This is a genomic window from Lysinimonas soli (assembly GCF_042655435.1).
GTDB classification, from domain to species: Bacteria; Actinomycetota; Actinomycetes; order Actinomycetales; family Microbacteriaceae; genus Lysinimonas; species Lysinimonas soli.
On sequence record NZ_JBHSMG010000002.1, the window covers coordinates 703,763 to 720,451 of the forward strand.

Consider the following 16,689-nt stretch of genomic DNA (forward strand, 5'->3'; position numbering starts at 1 on the left):
AACTACACCAGCCGCAATCAGTCGGGCAAGGTCGTCAAGGGCAAGCTCGAGGCGCCCAGCGAGTCGGCAGTGCTCGGCAAGCTGCAGAGCATGGGCTTGTCGCCGCTCTCGGTTCAAGAGGGCAAGGCCGGCACCGGCCTCAACATGGAGATCAGCCTGGCCGGCTTCGAGAAGGGGGTCGACCTCAAGTCGCTCGCGGTCATGAGCCGCCAGTTGTCGACCATGATCAGCTCGGGCCTTGCTCTGCTCCGCGCTCTGCACATTCTCGCCGAACAGACCGAGAACAAGAAGCTCAAGACGATCCTCGCCCAGGTGGCGAACGACGTCGAGGTGGGGGGATCGTTCTCGGATTCGCTGGCGAAGCATCCGATGGACTTCCCGCCGATCATGATCAGCATGATCCGGGCGGGGGAGACCGGCGGATTCCTGGAAGGGGCGCTGGATGCCCTCGCCGTGAACTTCGAGAAGGATGCCAAACTGCGGTCGACGATCAAGTCGGCGATGACCTATCCAGTCATGGTGCTCTGCCTGTCGCTCGTCGCCGTGATCGTCATGCTGACCTTCATCGTGCCGATCTTCAAGAAGATGTTCGAGGGGTTGGGCAGCTCGCTGCCTGCTCCGACTCAGATGCTCGTCTCCATCTCGCAGAACATGTTCTGGGTGGTCCCGACTCTGGTCGTGCTGATCATTGTCGGCCTCGTCTGGTGGAAACGCAACAAGAACACCGAAGCTGTGCGGAAGGTGCTCGACCCGCTGAAGTTGAAGGCTCCGGTCTTTGGCAGCCTTGTCCGAAAGATCGCCGTGGCCCGCTTCACCCGAAACTTTGCGAACATGATCGGCGCAGGAGTGCCGATTCTGCAGGCATTGAGTGTGATCGGTGCGACCTCGGGCAACTACGTGATTGAGCAGGCGACCAAACGGGTGGCGGACTCGGTCCGGAGCGGTCAGTCCCTATCCAAGCCCCTTGCCAACGAACCCGTCTTCCCACCGATGGTCGTTCAGATGATGGCCGTTGGTGAGGATTCGGGGTCTCTCGAGATCATGCTGACTAAGATCGCCGACTTCTACGACGATGAGGTGCAGGCCATGACCGAGGCATTGACCTCGCTGATCGAGCCCCTGCTGATCGCCTTCCTCGGCGTCGTGATCGGTGGAATGGTGGTCGCCCTGTACATGCCCATCTTCAGCATTGCGACGGCGGTGCAGGGCGCTCATTAGGAACGACGGTTAGATCCAGGGGCCCCGGCGACGTGGCCAGCTTCGGTGTGCTGCGTGGCTAATGTCCCCCTTTCTGTCCACCCCCGCATTGGGGTCCTGAACTGGGGTTTTACCCCCCGGATGCGGGATTCACGCCCCGGTGCATGCACCCTAACGTGAGCGTGTCGGGTCACCGCCGTAGGGGGGGACGGCTCGATTCCCATTCACACGAATCACTCCAACGAAATGGAATCCACCATGATCACCCGCATTCAGAAGGCTCTCGCGGCTCGCCGCGAAGAGGTCAAGGATGGCGACAAGGGCTTCACGCTCATCGAGCTGCTCGTCGTCGTCATCATCATCGGCATCCTCGCCGCCATCGCCATCCCGGTGTACATCGGGGTCCAGAACAACGCGAAGGACTCGTCGGTCAAGTCCGATGTCTCCAACCTGAAGACCGCACTGGTCTCGATCCAGACCGGAGGGACCGCGTTGCCGACCTCCTCCACCACGGTGACGAGCTTTGCCGGGCTTGGCACTGCTCTCTCGCAGGCTGGCGCGACCTACGGTGCTGACACGACCAGCCTCACCTATGGCCCGTCGGGTACCGGCTTCTGCATCATCGGTCAGAGCGACACCAGCTCCACCGCGAAGTTCTACGCCACCGACTCGAGCGGTGTGACATCCACGGCGTGCACGATCGGCTGAGCCTAGCTGCACAGAGCGGGGCGCCGTGTGTCGGCGCCCCGCTCTCCCGGTGGAGGGAAACCGCGCCGTCCACCGTTGAGGGGGAAGCCTCTCATTCTGTCGAGACTCCGGGGGGAGGTCACAATGTCGATCAAGCGTTTCCGCGAACGTCTCGACCTGGGACGCGATGTCGACGACGCAGGCCTCGGCATCACCGAGGTGATCGTCGCCCTCATGGTCTTCACTCTCGTGATCCTCGGCCTCGCGTATTCCCTCGTGACCATGACCAAGCTGGTCGCCGACGACCGCAACCGCGAGGTCGCCGCGGGCCTGGCATCCCAAGAAATCGACGAGGTGCGCGCCGTCGGTGACGCCTTCAAGGTGCAGGCCGCGCCCAACCAGACTCAGACCATCGGGTCGACGACGTACACGATCTCCCGCACGACCGCCTGGGTCAACACCGACGGCTCGTCGGCCACCTGCGGTGGCGCCGGCGGCAATCTGCAGTACAAGCGCGTCAGCGTCGAGGTGACTTGGGCGAGCATGCTGACCCTCAAGACCGCGGTGCGCAGTGACACGATCCTCGCACCGGCCACGCGGATCAACGACCCCAGCTACGGCACGATCCTCGTCTCGGTGACCGGAGCCGACGGGACCGGTCGGGCGGGCGTCGCGGTGACCGCGACCGCGACCAGCGGCGGCGCCGCGGTCGGATCGATCCCGTCCACGGACAGCGACGGCTGCACCTACGCTCTGAAGGTCACCCCGGGAACGTACAAGGTCAGCGCCAACAAGTCCGGCTACGTCGACATCACGCAATCGACGGCCCCGAGCACCAGCGTGACCGTGGCGGCCGGCTCATCGCAGACCGCCTCGTTCAGCTACGACCTCGCTGCGAAGTACTCGCTCGCTTACGCCTCGAACTATGCGGGGACGGCGAAATTGCCAGACTCGCTGACGACCAACTTCATCAGTTCCGACGGAACGCTCGTGCTGACCACCAAGACGAGCCCGCTGAGCCTCTATCCGTCGACACAGGGCTACGCGGCCGTCGCCGGACACTACGTCTCGACCTCCACGATCACCTCGGGATGCCTCTCGGTCGATCCCGCCACCTGGGCCGCGGGCGCCGTCAATGGCGTGAGCATGGCCGACGGGCAGCGACCGGCCGTCGGCGTGGCGGCCGGCGGAGCGGGGACCCTCCCGATCCCGATGGGGGTCATTCAGGTCTCGTCGTTGACCGCGACCACGATCTACGTCCGCGGAGTCGCGGCGCCCGCCGGAACCGGTGACCCCGGTTGCGTCGAGCTGACCAACTACACCTTCTCGGGGCTCACGATCGGTACGACCGCGTACCTCGCGGCGCCGTTCGGCTCGTGGATCGTCTCGACCTCACTGACCGGGGCAGCGATGTCATCCAACGTCGCCCCGGCAACCACCGGAGAGATGACCGGAACCACCGTGACGCTCGACCCGCGGATGCCGTCATGATCCACCGCATGAAGGTGCGACTCGCGCACGAAGATCATGGGCTGAGCCTGACCGAGTTGCTCGTCGCCTCGATGCTGACCCTGCTGATCATCGTGATGGTGGGAACGATGTTCGCGAACACCGCGCAACTGACCTCGAACGCGACGCAGAATCGGAACTCGAACACGGTCGCCTCGAACATCGCCAACGAACTGCGCACGGTCATCGGGCTCGCGGTTCAGGTTCCGGTCTCGGGCTCGACCACCCCGCTTCCGGCCGTCAGTTCGGGCAGTGACAGCGTCCTCGTGATCTACTCCCTCGTCGACGTGACCGACCCGAGCAACCCGGCCCCGACGCGGGTCACCTTCGACAGCAGCACGGGGAGCCTGATCGAAAGCCGCTGTGTCGGCAAGTCGGTTTCGGGCTTCTGGACCTTCTCCAGTTGCGCGTCCAGCTCGACCCGGAACCTCGGTGGCGTCATCACCGCCCCGACGCCCTCGCAACTGCCGCTCTTCACCTACGTCAACGGTACTGGTGGCGCCCTTGCGCTCGCGGCGGGGTCGCTTTCCAGCGCGTCGCTCCCGCTTGTCGCCTCCATCACGGTTTCGGTCAAGGTGCAGGCCCCCGGCTCGAAGACCGCACCGGTGTACTTCTCGTCGAATGTCGGAATGCCCAACATCGGCCTTCAGCAGGGGAGCTCCTGATGATCCGCAGCCTGATCCGACGCCTCGACGCCGACGAGCGGGGCATCGCGCTGCCCGTCGTGCTCGGCCTGGGGCTCGTCATGCTTCTGCTCGTCTCGGCGGCGCTCGAGTCGGTGACCGGCGGGGTGCGCAAGACCAGCACCGACGAAGACATGGCCGGCGCCCGAAGTGCCGCGTATGCGGGCGTCGAGGAGTACCAGAGCCGTCTCGCGAACGACAGCACCTACTACAAGTTCGGCAACCCGAATGCGGCCTTCAGCGCGAGCTCGAAGGCCCTGCTCAGCCTCCCGACCGGGACCAACGCCAACCCGGCCTTCAACATCTCGGCCTCGCAGCCGTGGGCGAAGATCCCGGGTTCCACCGATGCCTCGTATCGCTACGAGGTGGACATCTCGGACTACGGCAACAAGGGCATCGTGCGGCTTCGCTCGACCGGCAAGGTGGGGTCGAGCGTGGTCTCTCTGGTGGCCGACCTGCGCCAGAGCGGCTTCATCGACTTCCTCTACTTCACCAGCTACGAAGAACTCGATCCCGCCTTCAACGCCAAGTACCGCACCACGCTGCCGCAGCCCTGCGACGCTTTCCTGTGGGCATCGCCGACCCGCCCCAGCGACTGCAGCCAGCGCATCCAGTTCGGGCAGTTCGACGAGCTCCACGGCCCGGTGCACAGCAACGACACCCTCGATATCTGCGGAGCGACGTTCGACGGAACGGTCACGACCTCGAACCCGACCGCCGCGTATGACGTGCCCAACGGATGCCCCGCCGCGACCTTCAAGGTCAGCAAGCCGGTCTACGAGAAGTCGCTCGACATGCCGCCAACCAACTCGCAGATGAAGAAGGAGACGCGCAACGACCTGCCCGCCGACGTCCCGAACCCGGGCTGCCTGTACACGGGACCCACGAGCATCACCTTCACCAGCGACGGCAACATGAGGGTCGTCTCGCCGTACACGAAGGTGACGCAGACCACCGCGAACGCCGCCGGTGCGGACATCAGCGGCACGACGCCCGCGAAGTGCGGCAAGATCTCGGACCTGCAGAGCACGGCAGGTGCCGTGATCCCGGTGCTCGACCTCAACCTGGTGTTCGTGCAGAACGTGCCGAGTGTCAGCACCGATCCCAACTACTGGGCGTCGAACAAGACCCCGACGGGCTTCAGCTGCCTCTCCTTCGGCGGAGTGTCCAACGCCGGCTGGTCGTTCGGGACGACCCGCTACCCGCTGGCCAACGAGGTCACGCCGTCGACGTCGACCACCGACACGCCGGCATATGGATGCCGTAACGGCGACCTCTTCGTCAGCGGCACCGAACACGGGCGCACGACGATCGCCGCCTACAACTACGTCTATGTCACGGGGAACATCACCTATGCCGACCCGAGCAACGACATCCTCGGAATCGTCGGTCAGAATGCGATCTGGGTGTGGAACCCCATCACGAAGTCGGGTTCGGGCTGGAGCACGAGCTATGCGTATGGGGCTCCCGGACCGAACCGCACCATCGACGCCGCCATGCTCTCGGTCGCCCACACCCTCCAGGTGCAGAACTACGACGCCAACGGAACCGGGTTGGGCAATCGGGGTACCTTGACGATTCTGGGCGCGATTGCGCAGAAGTACCGAGGGACCGTGGCGACGAGCAACGGCAGCGGGGGAGTGGCGACAGGCTATGCGAAGGACTACCAGTACGACACTCGCCTGCGTTATACGGCTCCACCCAAGTTCCTCACCCCGGTCTCGACCACTTACGGAGTGACGCAGTACTCGGGAGTGAAGGCGGCCTACAACGCCGACGGGAGCCCAGCCCCATGATGATCCTCGCCGCATCGCTGCTCATCGCCTTCGTGGGCATCACCGGTCTCGCGATCGGCTCGTTCCTCAACGTGGTGGTCTACCGCGTGCCCGCCGGCATGTCGGTCGTGCGGCCGCGTTCGGCGTGCCCGAACTGCGGGCATGAGATCACGGCGCGCGACAACGTCCCGGTGCTGTCGTGGCTGCTGCTCGGCGGCAAGTGCCGCTCGTGCGCCGAGCGGATCTCGAAGCGCTATCCGCTGGTCGAGTTGGCGGGTGCCGCCGCCTTCGTGCTCGTCGCGATCTGGGCCGCGCCCACGCTGTCGACCGCCACGGATGTGACCACCGCGATCGCGGCCGTGCTCCGCCTGGTGGCCTTCCTCTATCTCGCGGCGATCTCGGTCGCGCTCGCGATCATCGACATCGAGACGCATCGGCTCCCGAACGTGATCGTGCTGCCCGGCTACGGCGTCGGCATCGTGCTGCTGGGAGTGGCCGCGCTTCTGCAGGGCGACATCGCCGGGTTGATCCGCATGGCGGCGGGTGCCGCCATCCTGTTCGCGTTCTATCTGCTTCTGGCGATCATCTCGCCGCGCGGCATGGGCATGGGCGACGTCAAGCTCGCCGGAGTGCTCGGACTCTTCCTCGGCTCTCTGGGCTGGGGTCAGCTGGCGGTCGGGGCGGGCGCGGCGTTCGTGCTCGGCGGGCTGTTCGGCGTCGTTCTGATGGTCATGAAGCGTGCCGGTCGCAAGAGCGGCATCCCGTTCGGTCCCTGGATGTTGCTGGGGGCCTGGATCGGGGTTTTCGCGGGTCAGGCGATCGCGGGGGGTTACCTCGCGCTCGTCGGTCTGCTCTGAGTGGGGGAGAAGAAGGGTATGGCTAGATCAGTCGTCGGGCTCGACATCGGGCATGGAGTGCTGCGCGCGGCGGAGGTGGCCAATCCGGCCAAGCCCCGCCCCACGCTGCTGCGCTACCACGAGATGTCGGTGCCCATCGAGGCAGTCAACCGAGGCGAGGTCACCGATCCCGCCCTCGTCGCACAGGCGCTCAAGGTCATGTGGTCGCGGGCGAAGTTCGGCACCAAGGACGTCGTGCTCGGCATGGGCAATCAGCGCGTGCTCTCGCGCGACTACAGCGTGCGAGCACAGCCGCTCAACCGCATCCGCGAGTCGTTGCCCTTCCAGGTGCAGGATCTGCTGCCGGTCCCGGTGGCGGACGCCCTGCTCGACTTCTACCCGATCTCGCGTGAGATGACCGATCAGGGCCCGATGATCAACGGCCTGCTCGTCGCCGCGATCAAGGATGCCGTGCTCGGCAACGTCGAGGCCGTCGAGGCGGCCGGACTGCACGTGGCCGAGGTCGACCTGATCCCGTTCGCCCTCACCCGGCTGCTGCTCGGATCGGCGAGCACGACCGGCGTCACGGCGCTCGTCGATATCGGAGCCTCGACGACCAACGTCGTCATGGCGGTGGGCGGGGTGCCGCACTTCGTGCGCGTCCTCCCGTCGGGAAGCCGCGACATCAGCGACGCGATCGTCGCCAAGCACGGCATCGCCTTCGACGACGCCGACCGGATCAAGCGCCAGTTCGGCGTCGCGCCGAACGTCGTCACCCCGGAGCAGCGACCTGTGATCGACACGATCCACGCCGCGACGGGGGAGCTGCTCGGCAGCGTGCGCAACACGATCAGCTACTTCGTCAACAGCCGCCCCACCCTGCCGGTCACCCAGTTGATGCTGAGCGGCGGCGGGGCGGACATGCCCGGGATCCGCGAGGCATTCGCCGAGCTGACCCGCCTGCCCGTCGTGGAGGCCGACCCGTTCGGTCACATCGCGATCGCCAAATCCATCGCCTCCGAGGGCCTGCGGACCGCCCGGAGCAAAGCGCCGGTCGCGATCGGCCTCGCCGTAGGGAGCCTCGCATGAGCCTCGCATTCCTGACCAAGCCGATCGGCGGATCCAAGAAGGATGCCGCCGACGAGCCCGACAAGCCTGGCCGGGGCAAGCCGGCCGGTCCGGTCCGCAGCCCCGCCGCTTCGTCGCATGTCGCCGTCGGGGGAGCCCCCCGGGTCGACCTGATGCCTCCCGAGGTACGCCTCAAGCGTTCCCAGCTGCGCACGCGCCGATCACTGCGGCTCGCGCTCCTCGGCGTGCTTCTCGTCGTCGTCGTCGCGTGTGGTGGTGCATGGGCTTGGAACACGGTCGCGCAGACCTCCCTGGTCGCGGCGCAGGCCGAGCAACAGGCGCTGGTCGTGCAGCAGACCCAGTACTCGAAGGTCACCGCGGTCAAAGATGGAATCGCCTTGATCCAGGCCGGCCAGGTGGTGGGGGACTCGACCGAGATCGACTGGCAGGCCTATCTGACGAAGCTCCAGGCCACGCTCCCGGCGGGCGTGACACTCTCGACCGTGACGATCGACACGGCCGATCCGCTCAAGACCTATGCCCAGACCTCGGTTCCGCTGCAAGGTGGCCGCATCGCGACCCTGGCGTTCACCGCGACGAGCGCTTCGCTGCCGTCCATCCCGGTGTGGCTCAACGGGCTCGAGACCCTTCCCGGCTTCGTCGACGCGACTCCCGGGCAGGTGTCGCTGAGCAGCGGCGTCTACACCGCCGATGTCACGATGCACATCGGTCCGGCCGCGTTCGCCAACCGCTTCACGCCGGCGACAAAGACACCGACCAGCGCCGCCACGCCTGGCACGTCGGGCACCTCGACCACAGGAGGGAACTGACATGCAGTCCCATCGCATTCTCAGCGCGTTCACCATCTTCCTGATGGTCGTCTTGGTCGCCGCCGGGTGGTTCCTCGTCGCGCAGCCGCAACTCGCGTCCGCGTCCTCGGCGAACAGCAGTCTCACGGGCGTTCAAGCCCAGATTCAGACCGCTCAGAGCACGATCGTGCGCTTGAAGAGCGAGCAGAAGAACCTGCCGGAGCTCACCAAGAAGCTGGAGGCGCTGCGCCTCTCGATCCCGCAGGAGGCGAACAGCTCGGCGTACATCGACGGCATCGACGCCCTGGCCGCGGCGTCGGGGGTCACGGTGACGGGCCTTCAGGTGGAGGATGCGGTCGCCTACTCCCCGCCTGCTCCCGCGGCGTCCACGACGCCGCCGACCGGCGCGACGCCCGCGCCGACGGCGACGCCGACCGCGGCTGCGACGGCCCCGACGACCCCGAAGTCGCCCACGGCGTGGGTCGCCCCCACCGATCCACGCATCACGGGGACGAACTTCATCGCGATCCCGGTCTCGGTGACGACGGAGGGCGACTGGCCGAGCACGCTGAGCTTCGTCAAGGGGCTTCAGAGCGGGCAACGCCTGTTCCTGGTCACGGGCATCTCGACGACGCACAGTGCTGACAAGCCCAATCTGATCAGCGCGACCGTCAAGGGCTACATCTACGTGCTGCTCGACCCGAAGTCGGCGAAGGTCGAGACGGCAACGTCGACACCCACACCCACCCCGACGCCGACGCCCACCGCGTCGTCGTCCCCGAACCCGTCGGGCTCTGCGACGCCCACTCCGACGCCGAGCCCGACGCCTACCAAGTAGCCCCGCAGCATCCGGCTACGAGAGGGGCCGTCCGTCCGCGCACAGCGGAACGGGCGGCCCCTGCTCACGTTGCGGCAAGTTACGCGGGCGACTACACTCGACCGGGTGTGTGCGCGTCACGCACGCTTCCCCTGCCTCGAAACCGAACCGACTCGAAATGGTCGGGTCTGTTCCGTGCGCGGGAAGGGCCGAGCGGCCCCCACGGCATATCCGCCAGCAGTCCCGGAACGATTCCGGTCCGGGTGACGGATTGCGATGGAAGTCCATCAACCGCTGTCACCGTGCAGCGACAACAAGGAGCAATTTTGCCCACCATTCAGCAGTTGGTCCGCAAGGGCCGCACGCCGAAGGTCGTCAAGACCAAGGCACCGGCCCTCAAGGCCAACCCGCAGCAGCGCGGCGTCTGCACGCGCGTCTACACGACGACCCCGAAGAAGCCGAACTCGGCTCTGCGCAAGGTCGCCCGCGTCAAGCTCTCCAACGGCACCGAGGTCACCGCCTACATCCCCGGCGAGGGCCACAACCTTCAGGAGCACTCGATGGTGCTCGTGCGCGGCGGCCGTGTGAAGGACCTCCCCGGCGTGCGCTACAAGATCATCCGCGGCGCCCTCGACACCCAGGCGGTCAAGAACCGCAAGCAGGCTCGCAGCCGCTACGGCGCGAAGATGGATAAGAAGTAATGCCTCGTAAAGGACCCGCTCCGAAGCGCCCCGTCGTCGCCGATCCGGTGTACGGCGCCCCCGTCGTGAGCCAACTCGTCAACAAGATCCTCGTGGATGGCAAGAAGGGCCTCGCCGAGCGCATCGTCTACGACGCGCTCGCCGGTGTCGGCACCAAGTCCGGTCAGGACGCGGTCGTCGTGCTCAAGAAGGCGCTCGACAACGTGCGCCCCACTCTCGAGGTCAAGAGCCGCCGCGTCGGTGGCTCGACCTACCAGGTGCCCGTCGAGGTCAAGCCGCACCGCGCCAACACGCTCGCGCTGCGCTGGCTGACGAGCTACGCCAAGTCGCGTCGTGAGAAGACCATGACCGAGCGCCTGACCAACGAAATCCTGGATGCCTCGAACGGCCTGGGTGCCGCGGTCAAGCGCCGCGAAGACACCCACAAGATGGCCGAGTCGAACAAGGCTTTTGCGCATTACCGCTGGTAGTTCTCGTTGATCGAGCCTGTCGAGATCAACCGGTCTCGACAGGCTCGACCACCGTTTCACGCAACATCAAGAGGAAGTAGTACAAGTTGGCACAGGACGTGCTCACCGACCTCACCAAGGTCCGCAACTTCGGCATCATGGCCCACATCGATGCCGGCAAGACGACGACGACCGAGCGCATCTTGTTCTACACGGGCATCACGCACAAGATCGGCGAGGTGCACGACGGCGCCGCGACCATGGACTGGATGGCGCAGGAGCAGGAGCGCGGCATCACGATCACCTCGGCCGCGACCACCTGTTTCTGGAACAACACCCAGCTCAACATCATCGACACCCCGGGCCATGTCGACTTCACCGTCGAGGTGGAGCGCAACCTGCGCGTGCTCGACGGCGCGGTCGCGGTGTTCGACGGCAAGGAGGGCGTCGAGCCCCAGTCCGAGACCGTCTGGCGCCAGGCCGACAAGTACGACGTGCCGCGCATCTGCTTCGTCAACAAGATGGACAAGCTCGGTGCCGACTTCTACTACACGGTCGACACGATCATCAAGCGCCTCGGCGCCAAGCCGCTTGTCATCCAGCTTCCGATCGGATTCGAGAACACCTTCGAGGGTGTCGTCGACCTGGTCGAGATGCGGGCACTGACCTGGCGCGGCGACTCCAAGGGTGACGTCGAGCTCGGCGCCAAGTACGCGATCGAAGAGATCCCGGCCGACCTGGTCGAGAAGGCCAACGAGTACCGCCACATCCTGCTCGAGACCGTCGCCGAGAGCGACGACGCGCTGCTCGAGAAGTACTTCAGCGGCGAAGAGCTCACGGTCGCCGAGATCAAGGGCGCGATCCGCAAGATGACGATCGCCAGCGAGCTCTACCCGGTGCTCTGCGGCTCGGCCTTCAAGAACCGCGGCGTGCAGCCGATGCTCGACGCGGTCGTGGACTACCTGCCGTCGCCGCTGGACATGCCGGCGATCGAGGGCCACGACGTCCGTGACGAAGAGAAGGTCATCGAGCGGCACGCCGACTCGAGCGAGCCCTTCTCGGCCCTCGCGTTCAAGATCATGACCCACCCGTTCTTCGGGCGTCTGACCTACATCCGCGTCTACTCCGGCAAGCTCGACTCCGGCGCTCAGGTCATCAACTCGACCAAGGGCAAGAAGGAGCGCATCGGAAAGATCTTCCAGATGCACGCCAACAAGGAGAACCCCGTCGACGGCGTCACCGCCGGACACATCTACGCGGTCATCGGCCTCAAGGACACCACGACCGGTGACACCTTGAGCGACCCGAACGCGCAGGTCATCCTCGAGTCGATGACGTTCCCCGAGCCGGTCATCGAGGTCGCCATCGAGCCGAAGACCAAGGCCGACCAGGAGAAGCTGGGCACCGCGATCCAGAAGCTGGCCGAAGAGGACCCGACGTTCCGCACCGAGCAGAACCAGGAGACCGGCCAGACCATCATCAAGGGCATGGGCGAGCTCCACCTCGACATCCTCGTCGACCGCATGAAGCGCGAGTTCAACGTCGAGGCCAACGTCGGCAAGCCGCAGGTGGCGTACCGCGAGACGATCCGCAAGGTCGTCGAGAAGTACGACTACACGCACAAGAAGCAGACGGGTGGCTCCGGTCAGTTCGCCAAGGTGCAGATCACGATCGAGCCGCTCGAGGTCACCCCCGAGACGAGCTACGAGTTCGTGAACGCCGTGACCGGTGGTCGCGTTCCGCGCGAGTACATCGGCTCGGTCGACCACGGCATCCAGGATGCGATGCAGGTCGGCGTGCTCGCCGGCTACCCGACCGTGGGTGTCAAGGCGATCCTCGTCGATGGCGCGTCGCACGACGTCGACTCCTCGGAGATGGCGTTCAAGATCGCCGGATCGATGGCCTACAAGGAGGCCGCCCGCAAGGCGAGCCCCGTGCTGCTCGAGCCGCTGATGGCCGTCGAGGTGCGCACGCCCGAGGAGTACATGGGCGACGTCATCGGCGACCTCAACTCGCGGCGCGGTCAGATCCAGTCGATGGAGGACGCGACGGGCGTGAAGGTCGTCCGCGCGCTCGTTCCGTTGTCAGAGATGTTCGGATACGTCGGTGACCTGCGCTCGAAGACTTCGGGTCGCGCGGTCTACTCGATGACGTTCGACAGCTACTCGGAGGTCCCCAAGGCTGTTGCCGAGGAGATCGTCCAGAAGAGCAAGGGCGACTAACTGCCGTTCGCTCGCCCATCGGGCCCATGCCCGGACCAACTAAAGTAGATACACACCAAATCGCATCGCATCCGGAATCCATCCGGATGCCTGCAAACGAGTCCTGAGGAGGACCCAGTGGCTAAGGCCAAGTTCGAGCGGACCAAGCCGCACGTGAACATCGGAACGATCGGTCACGTCGACCACGGTAAGACCACGCTCACCGCGGCGATCTCGAAGGTGCTTGCCGACAAGTACCCCTCGGCGGTCAACCAGCCCCGCGACTTCGCGTCGATCGACTCGGCTCCCGAGGAGCGTCAGCGCGGCATCACGATCAACATCTCGCACGTCGAGTACGAGACGCCGAAGCGCCACTACGCGCACGTCGACGCCCCGGGTCACGCCGACTACATCAAGAACATGATCACCGGTGCCGCCCAGATGGACGGCGCGATCCTCGTGGTCGCGGCGACCGACGGCCCGATGGCGCAGACCCGTGAGCACGTGCTGCTCGCCAAGCAGGTCGGCGTGCCGTACCTGCTGGTCGCGCTCAACAAGTCCGACATGGTCGACGACGAAGAGATCCTCGAGCTCGTCGAGCTCGAGGTCCGTGAGCTGCTCAGCAGCCAGGGCTTCGACGGCGACAACGCTCCGGTCGTGCGCGTCTCGGGCCTCAAGGCTCTCGAGGGTGACGAGAAGTGGGCCCAGTCGGTGCTCGACCTCATGGAGGCCATCGACGAGTCCGTTCCCGACCCGGTGCGCGACAAGGACAAGCCGTTCCTGATGCCGATCGAGGACGTCTTCACGATCACCGGTCGTGGAACCGTCGTCACCGGCCGCGCCGAGCGCGGAACCCTCGCCATCAACTCCGAGGTCGAGATCGTCGGCATCCGCCCGACGCAGAAGACCACGGTCACGGGTATCGAGATGTTCCACAAGCAGCTCGACGAGGCCTGGGCCGGCGAGAACTGTGGTCTGCTGCTCCGCGGCACCAAGCGCGAGGATGTCGAGCGCGGCCAGGTCGTCGTCAAGCCGGGTTCGGTCACGCCGCACACCCAGTTCGAGGGCACCGCGTACATCCTGTCCAAGGATGAGGGTGGGCGTCACAACCCGTTCTACGCGAACTACCGCCCGCAGTTCTACTTCCGCACCACCGACGTCACCGGCGTCATCACGCTGCCCGAGGGCACCGAGATGGTCATGCCCGGCGACACCACCGACATGACGGTCGAGCTGATCCAGCCCATCGCCATGGAGGAGGGCCTCGGCTTCGCCATCCGCGAGGGTGGCCGCACCGTGGGCGCCGGCAAGGTCACGAAGATCCTCAAGTAGCGCGCGCTCCGCTATGAGCGGAGGGCATTTGCACTGCACACGAAGGGGCCGGGCCGAAAGGTCCGGCCCCTTCTGCATGCCGGGACTTCCGACCCGGATGCGACGGCCCGCCAGGCCGTACTCTTGCGCTTCATGAGCACGTCGTCCCTTCCGCCGATCGTGACCGTGACGCTCAACCCGGCGCTCGACGTCAGCACCTCGGTCGACCGGGTCGTGAGCCGGCACAAGCTGCGCTGCGATGCCCCGCGGGTCGAGGCCGGCGGCGGCGGGGTCAACGTGGCGCGCACGATCGTCGCCCTCGGGGGTGCGGCGACGCCGGTGTACACCGTCGGCGGCCTGACCGGCGAGCGCTACCGCTTGCTGCTGCACCAGGAGGGCCTGCCGGGCGTGCCGATCCCGATCGGCGGTGAGACCCGCGAGAGCATCAGCGTGGGCGACCGCAGCCAGGGCGACCAGTACCGCTTCGTCTTCCCCGGACCCACCGTGACCGCCGAGGAGTGTCGGCGGTGCCTCGATGCCGCCGTCGAGCTGCTGCGTCCCGGCGGCTACCTGGTGGCGAGCGGCAGCCTGCCCCCCGGCGCCCCCGAGAGCTTCTACGCCGACGCGGTGCGGCTCGCGAAGCAGCGCGGCGCGCGCTGCGCCATCGACGCCTACGGTTCCGCGCTGACACTCGCTCTCGCCGCGGGACCCGATCTCGTGAAGCAGAGCGTGCGCGAGCTGGGCGAGCTGACCGGTCGTGAGCTGTCGACCATCGAGCTGCAGGACGCCGCCCTGCACGAGCTGCTCGACGGCAGCAGCGTCGGGGCGATCGCCCTTTCGCTCGGGGCGGCGGGGGCCGCGCTCGCGATCCGGGGCGAGGCGCAGGTGCTGCGCGCCCCCGCCTTCCCGGTGGCCGAACGCAGCACGGTCGGCGCGGGCGATGCCTTCCTGGGTGCGTTCGTGCTGCGCACAGTACAGGGTCGTTCCACGGGAGAGGCGCTCAGGGCAGCTCTCGCGGCCGGCTCCGCCGTCGCGGCATCGGTCGGCACCACCGCCCCGCACCGCGAGCTCGTCGAGCGTCTCGAGCGCGAGGGGTGAGGGCGTTGCGCCTCGCGGCGTTCACAAAGACACCCAACGCGAGCAGAATGGCTCGGGTCGGAAGCAGTCTCAACGCAGAGGAAGGAACACCATGGGATCCGACGACATTGTGGACAAGTCCAAGGGCGTCGCACACGAAGCCGCGGAGACCGTCAAGGAGGCCGCGGGCGACGTGAAAGACGTCGCGGGTCACGTGGCGGAGAAGGCCAAGGCCGCCGCAGGGGGAGTCGCGGATGACGCGAAGGACGTCGCCGGCGACGTCTCGGAACGCGCCCACGACGTGATCCACGGAGGCGACGAGGCCCCGCCGACCAGCCCGCCGGCGCCGTAACCGCGGAGGTGGCACGGGATGCCGCCGCAGCGGGTCACGTCACGACGGAATCCTCACGCCGGCATCCCCGTATCGCCCATCGGCGAGTCCAGGAAGGTCGCACTGCCGGTGCCCGACGGGGGAGCGGTCGAGGTGCGCATGATGAGACGGGCGTGCAGCCGCACGACGCTCGGCGGCAGCTCGGGGTCATCGATGTGGCGGAGCAGCAGATCGACCGCTGTGGCGCCCTGCTCGCGAGGCACCTGCTCGAGCGTGGTGAGTCCGAACATCTCGGCATACTCGTGGTCGTCGATCCCGACGACGCTGAGGTCGGTGGGAACCCGGATGCCGAGCCGCCGTGCGGCGATCATCGTCCCGATCGCCACCTCGTCGCAGGTGGCGACGACCGCGGTCGGCCGGGTCCTGGCGTCGCCGAGCAGGTCGACGGCGGCCGCGTAGCCGCCGGGAAGGCTCACGTCGGAGGGCACGTGCAGCGTCTCGGCGCTGAGACCGGCATCGCTCATCGACCCGCGGTAGCCTGCCCACCGCCGACGGTCCACCTGCGCCCAGTGGCCGTCGGCCGTGCCACCCACGAAGGCGATGTGGCGATGCCCGAGGGCGATGAGGTGATCGGTCGCGCGCCGCGCCGCGTCGTCGTCGTCGATCTCGATGACGCTCGTGCCGTCGCCGGCTCCGACGACGCTCACCATGGGCCGGTTCAGCGCCACGAGGCGCTCCAGTTCGTCGTCGCCCGGCTCCAGACCGACGGCGACGAGCCCGTCGAATCTCTTGCGCGCCAGGAACTGCTCGAAGATGCGGTGTCGCCCCTCGGTGCCGTGCCGGGCGTCGTAGAGGGTGAGGTCGAGGTCCCGGGCCAGGAGCGCATCCTGGATCCCCTCCAGCACCTCGGCGAAGAACCAGCGCGTCACGTAGGGCATGAGCACGCCGATGTTCTGGGTGCGGCCGGTCGCGAGGCTGACGGCACTCGTCGATGCCACGTAGCGGAGTGAGTCGGCGGCCTCGATCACGCGCAGCCGCGTGGATTCGGACACATAGCCGGTGCCCGTCAGCGCACGGCTCGCGGTCGACTTCGAGACGCCCGCAAGACGTGCGACCTCGGCGATTCCGCTCACCTGCGCCTGCCGCCTCTCCGCCGCGAGCCGACTCGCGGGCGGCCCCATCCTAAAGGAGCTGCGGCAAAACTGGAACCGCTTCCAGAGAAAGCGAGACGCGATCGG

The 16,689-nt window shown here is 66.7% G+C and carries 16 protein-coding genes; 15 read left to right on the forward strand and 1 reads right to left on the reverse strand.

The window, feature by feature from the left end; all coding sequences use genetic code 11:
• Positions 1-69: 69 nt before the first annotated feature.
• The 15 genes from ACFPJ4_RS10980 (at position 70) to ACFPJ4_RS11050 (ending at position 15,472) form a co-directional block, all read left to right on the forward strand.
• Positions 70-1,218 carry a type II secretion system F family protein gene (locus tag ACFPJ4_RS10980; protein WP_386740459.1) on the forward strand — a complete coding sequence of 383 codons (1,149 nt, stop codon included), beginning with the start codon at positions 70-72 and terminating at the stop codon, positions 1,216-1,218.
• 237 nt (positions 1,219-1,455) lie between these two features.
• Entirely contained in the window at positions 1,456-1,905 is a 450-nt protein-coding gene (locus ACFPJ4_RS10985) for a type II secretion system protein (protein WP_386740460.1), read from the forward strand.
• 123 nt (positions 1,906-2,028) lie between these two features.
• A complete protein-coding gene (locus tag ACFPJ4_RS10990) occupies positions 2,029-3,375 on the forward strand; it encodes a hypothetical protein (protein WP_386740462.1) in 1,347 nt (448 codons plus the stop codon).
• On the forward strand, positions 3,372-4,058 hold the full coding sequence (locus ACFPJ4_RS10995) for a PilW family protein (RefSeq protein WP_386740463.1): 687 nt from the start codon (positions 3,372-3,374) through the stop codon (positions 4,056-4,058). The genes ACFPJ4_RS10990 and ACFPJ4_RS10995 overlap by 4 nt, the downstream gene beginning before the upstream one ends.
• Positions 4,058-5,872, forward strand: a complete 1,815-nt coding sequence (locus ACFPJ4_RS11000; RefSeq protein ID WP_386740464.1) for a hypothetical protein — start codon at positions 4,058-4,060, stop codon at positions 5,870-5,872. Before ACFPJ4_RS10995 ends, ACFPJ4_RS11000 begins: the two co-directional genes overlap by 1 nt.
• Positions 5,869-6,708, forward strand: a complete 840-nt coding sequence (locus tag ACFPJ4_RS11005) for a prepilin peptidase (RefSeq protein WP_386740465.1) — start codon at positions 5,869-5,871, stop codon at positions 6,706-6,708. Before ACFPJ4_RS11000 ends, ACFPJ4_RS11005 begins: the two co-directional genes overlap by 4 nt.
• 18 nt (positions 6,709-6,726) lie before the next feature.
• Positions 6,727-7,776, forward strand: a complete 1,050-nt coding sequence (gene pilM / locus ACFPJ4_RS11010) for a type IV pilus assembly protein PilM (RefSeq protein WP_386740467.1) — start codon at positions 6,727-6,729, stop codon at positions 7,774-7,776.
• The gene (locus tag ACFPJ4_RS11015) at positions 7,773-8,585 is read left to right on the forward strand and encodes a hypothetical protein (protein ID WP_386740468.1); all 813 of its coding nucleotides are present in this window, start codon (positions 7,773-7,775) and stop codon (positions 8,583-8,585) included. The genes pilM and ACFPJ4_RS11015 overlap by 4 nt, the downstream gene beginning before the upstream one ends.
• Position 8,586: 1 nt before the next feature.
• Positions 8,587-9,402 carry a hypothetical protein gene (locus ACFPJ4_RS11020; protein WP_386740470.1) on the forward strand — a complete coding sequence of 272 codons (816 nt, stop codon included), beginning with the start codon at positions 8,587-8,589 and terminating at the stop codon, positions 9,400-9,402.
• Between the two features lie 305 nt (positions 9,403-9,707).
• Entirely contained in the window at positions 9,708-10,082 is a 375-nt protein-coding gene (gene rpsL, locus ACFPJ4_RS11025) for a 30S ribosomal protein S12 (RefSeq protein ID WP_386740472.1), read from the forward strand.
• Positions 10,082-10,552 (forward strand): 30S ribosomal protein S7, encoded by a 471-nt coding sequence (gene rpsG, locus ACFPJ4_RS11030; protein WP_386740474.1) that lies wholly within the window; start codon positions 10,082-10,084, stop codon positions 10,550-10,552. The genes rpsL and rpsG overlap by 1 nt, the downstream gene beginning before the upstream one ends.
• 86 nt (positions 10,553-10,638) lie before the next feature.
• Positions 10,639-12,753: an elongation factor G gene (fusA, locus tag ACFPJ4_RS11035; RefSeq protein WP_386740476.1), complete on the forward strand. Its 2,115-nt coding sequence runs from the start codon at positions 10,639-10,641 to the stop codon at positions 12,751-12,753.
• Positions 12,754-12,870: 117 nt separating this feature from the next.
• Positions 12,871-14,064 (forward strand): elongation factor Tu, encoded by a 1,194-nt coding sequence (tuf, locus tag ACFPJ4_RS11040; RefSeq protein ID WP_386740477.1) that lies wholly within the window; start codon positions 12,871-12,873, stop codon positions 14,062-14,064.
• Positions 14,065-14,196: 132 nt separating this feature from the next.
• Positions 14,197-15,141 (forward strand): 1-phosphofructokinase family hexose kinase, encoded by a 945-nt coding sequence (locus ACFPJ4_RS11045; protein WP_386740478.1) that lies wholly within the window; start codon positions 14,197-14,199, stop codon positions 15,139-15,141.
• 91 nt (positions 15,142-15,232) lie between these two features.
• A complete protein-coding gene (locus ACFPJ4_RS11050; protein WP_386740479.1) occupies positions 15,233-15,472 on the forward strand; it encodes a hypothetical protein in 240 nt (79 codons plus the stop codon).
• Between the two features lie 53 nt (positions 15,473-15,525).
• Here ACFPJ4_RS11050 and ACFPJ4_RS11055 read toward each other — a convergent pair whose 3' ends face one another.
• Positions 15,526-16,584 (reverse strand): LacI family DNA-binding transcriptional regulator, encoded by a 1,059-nt coding sequence (locus tag ACFPJ4_RS11055; protein WP_386740480.1) that lies wholly within the window; start codon positions 16,582-16,584, stop codon positions 15,526-15,528.
• Positions 16,585-16,689 lie beyond the last annotated feature (105 nt).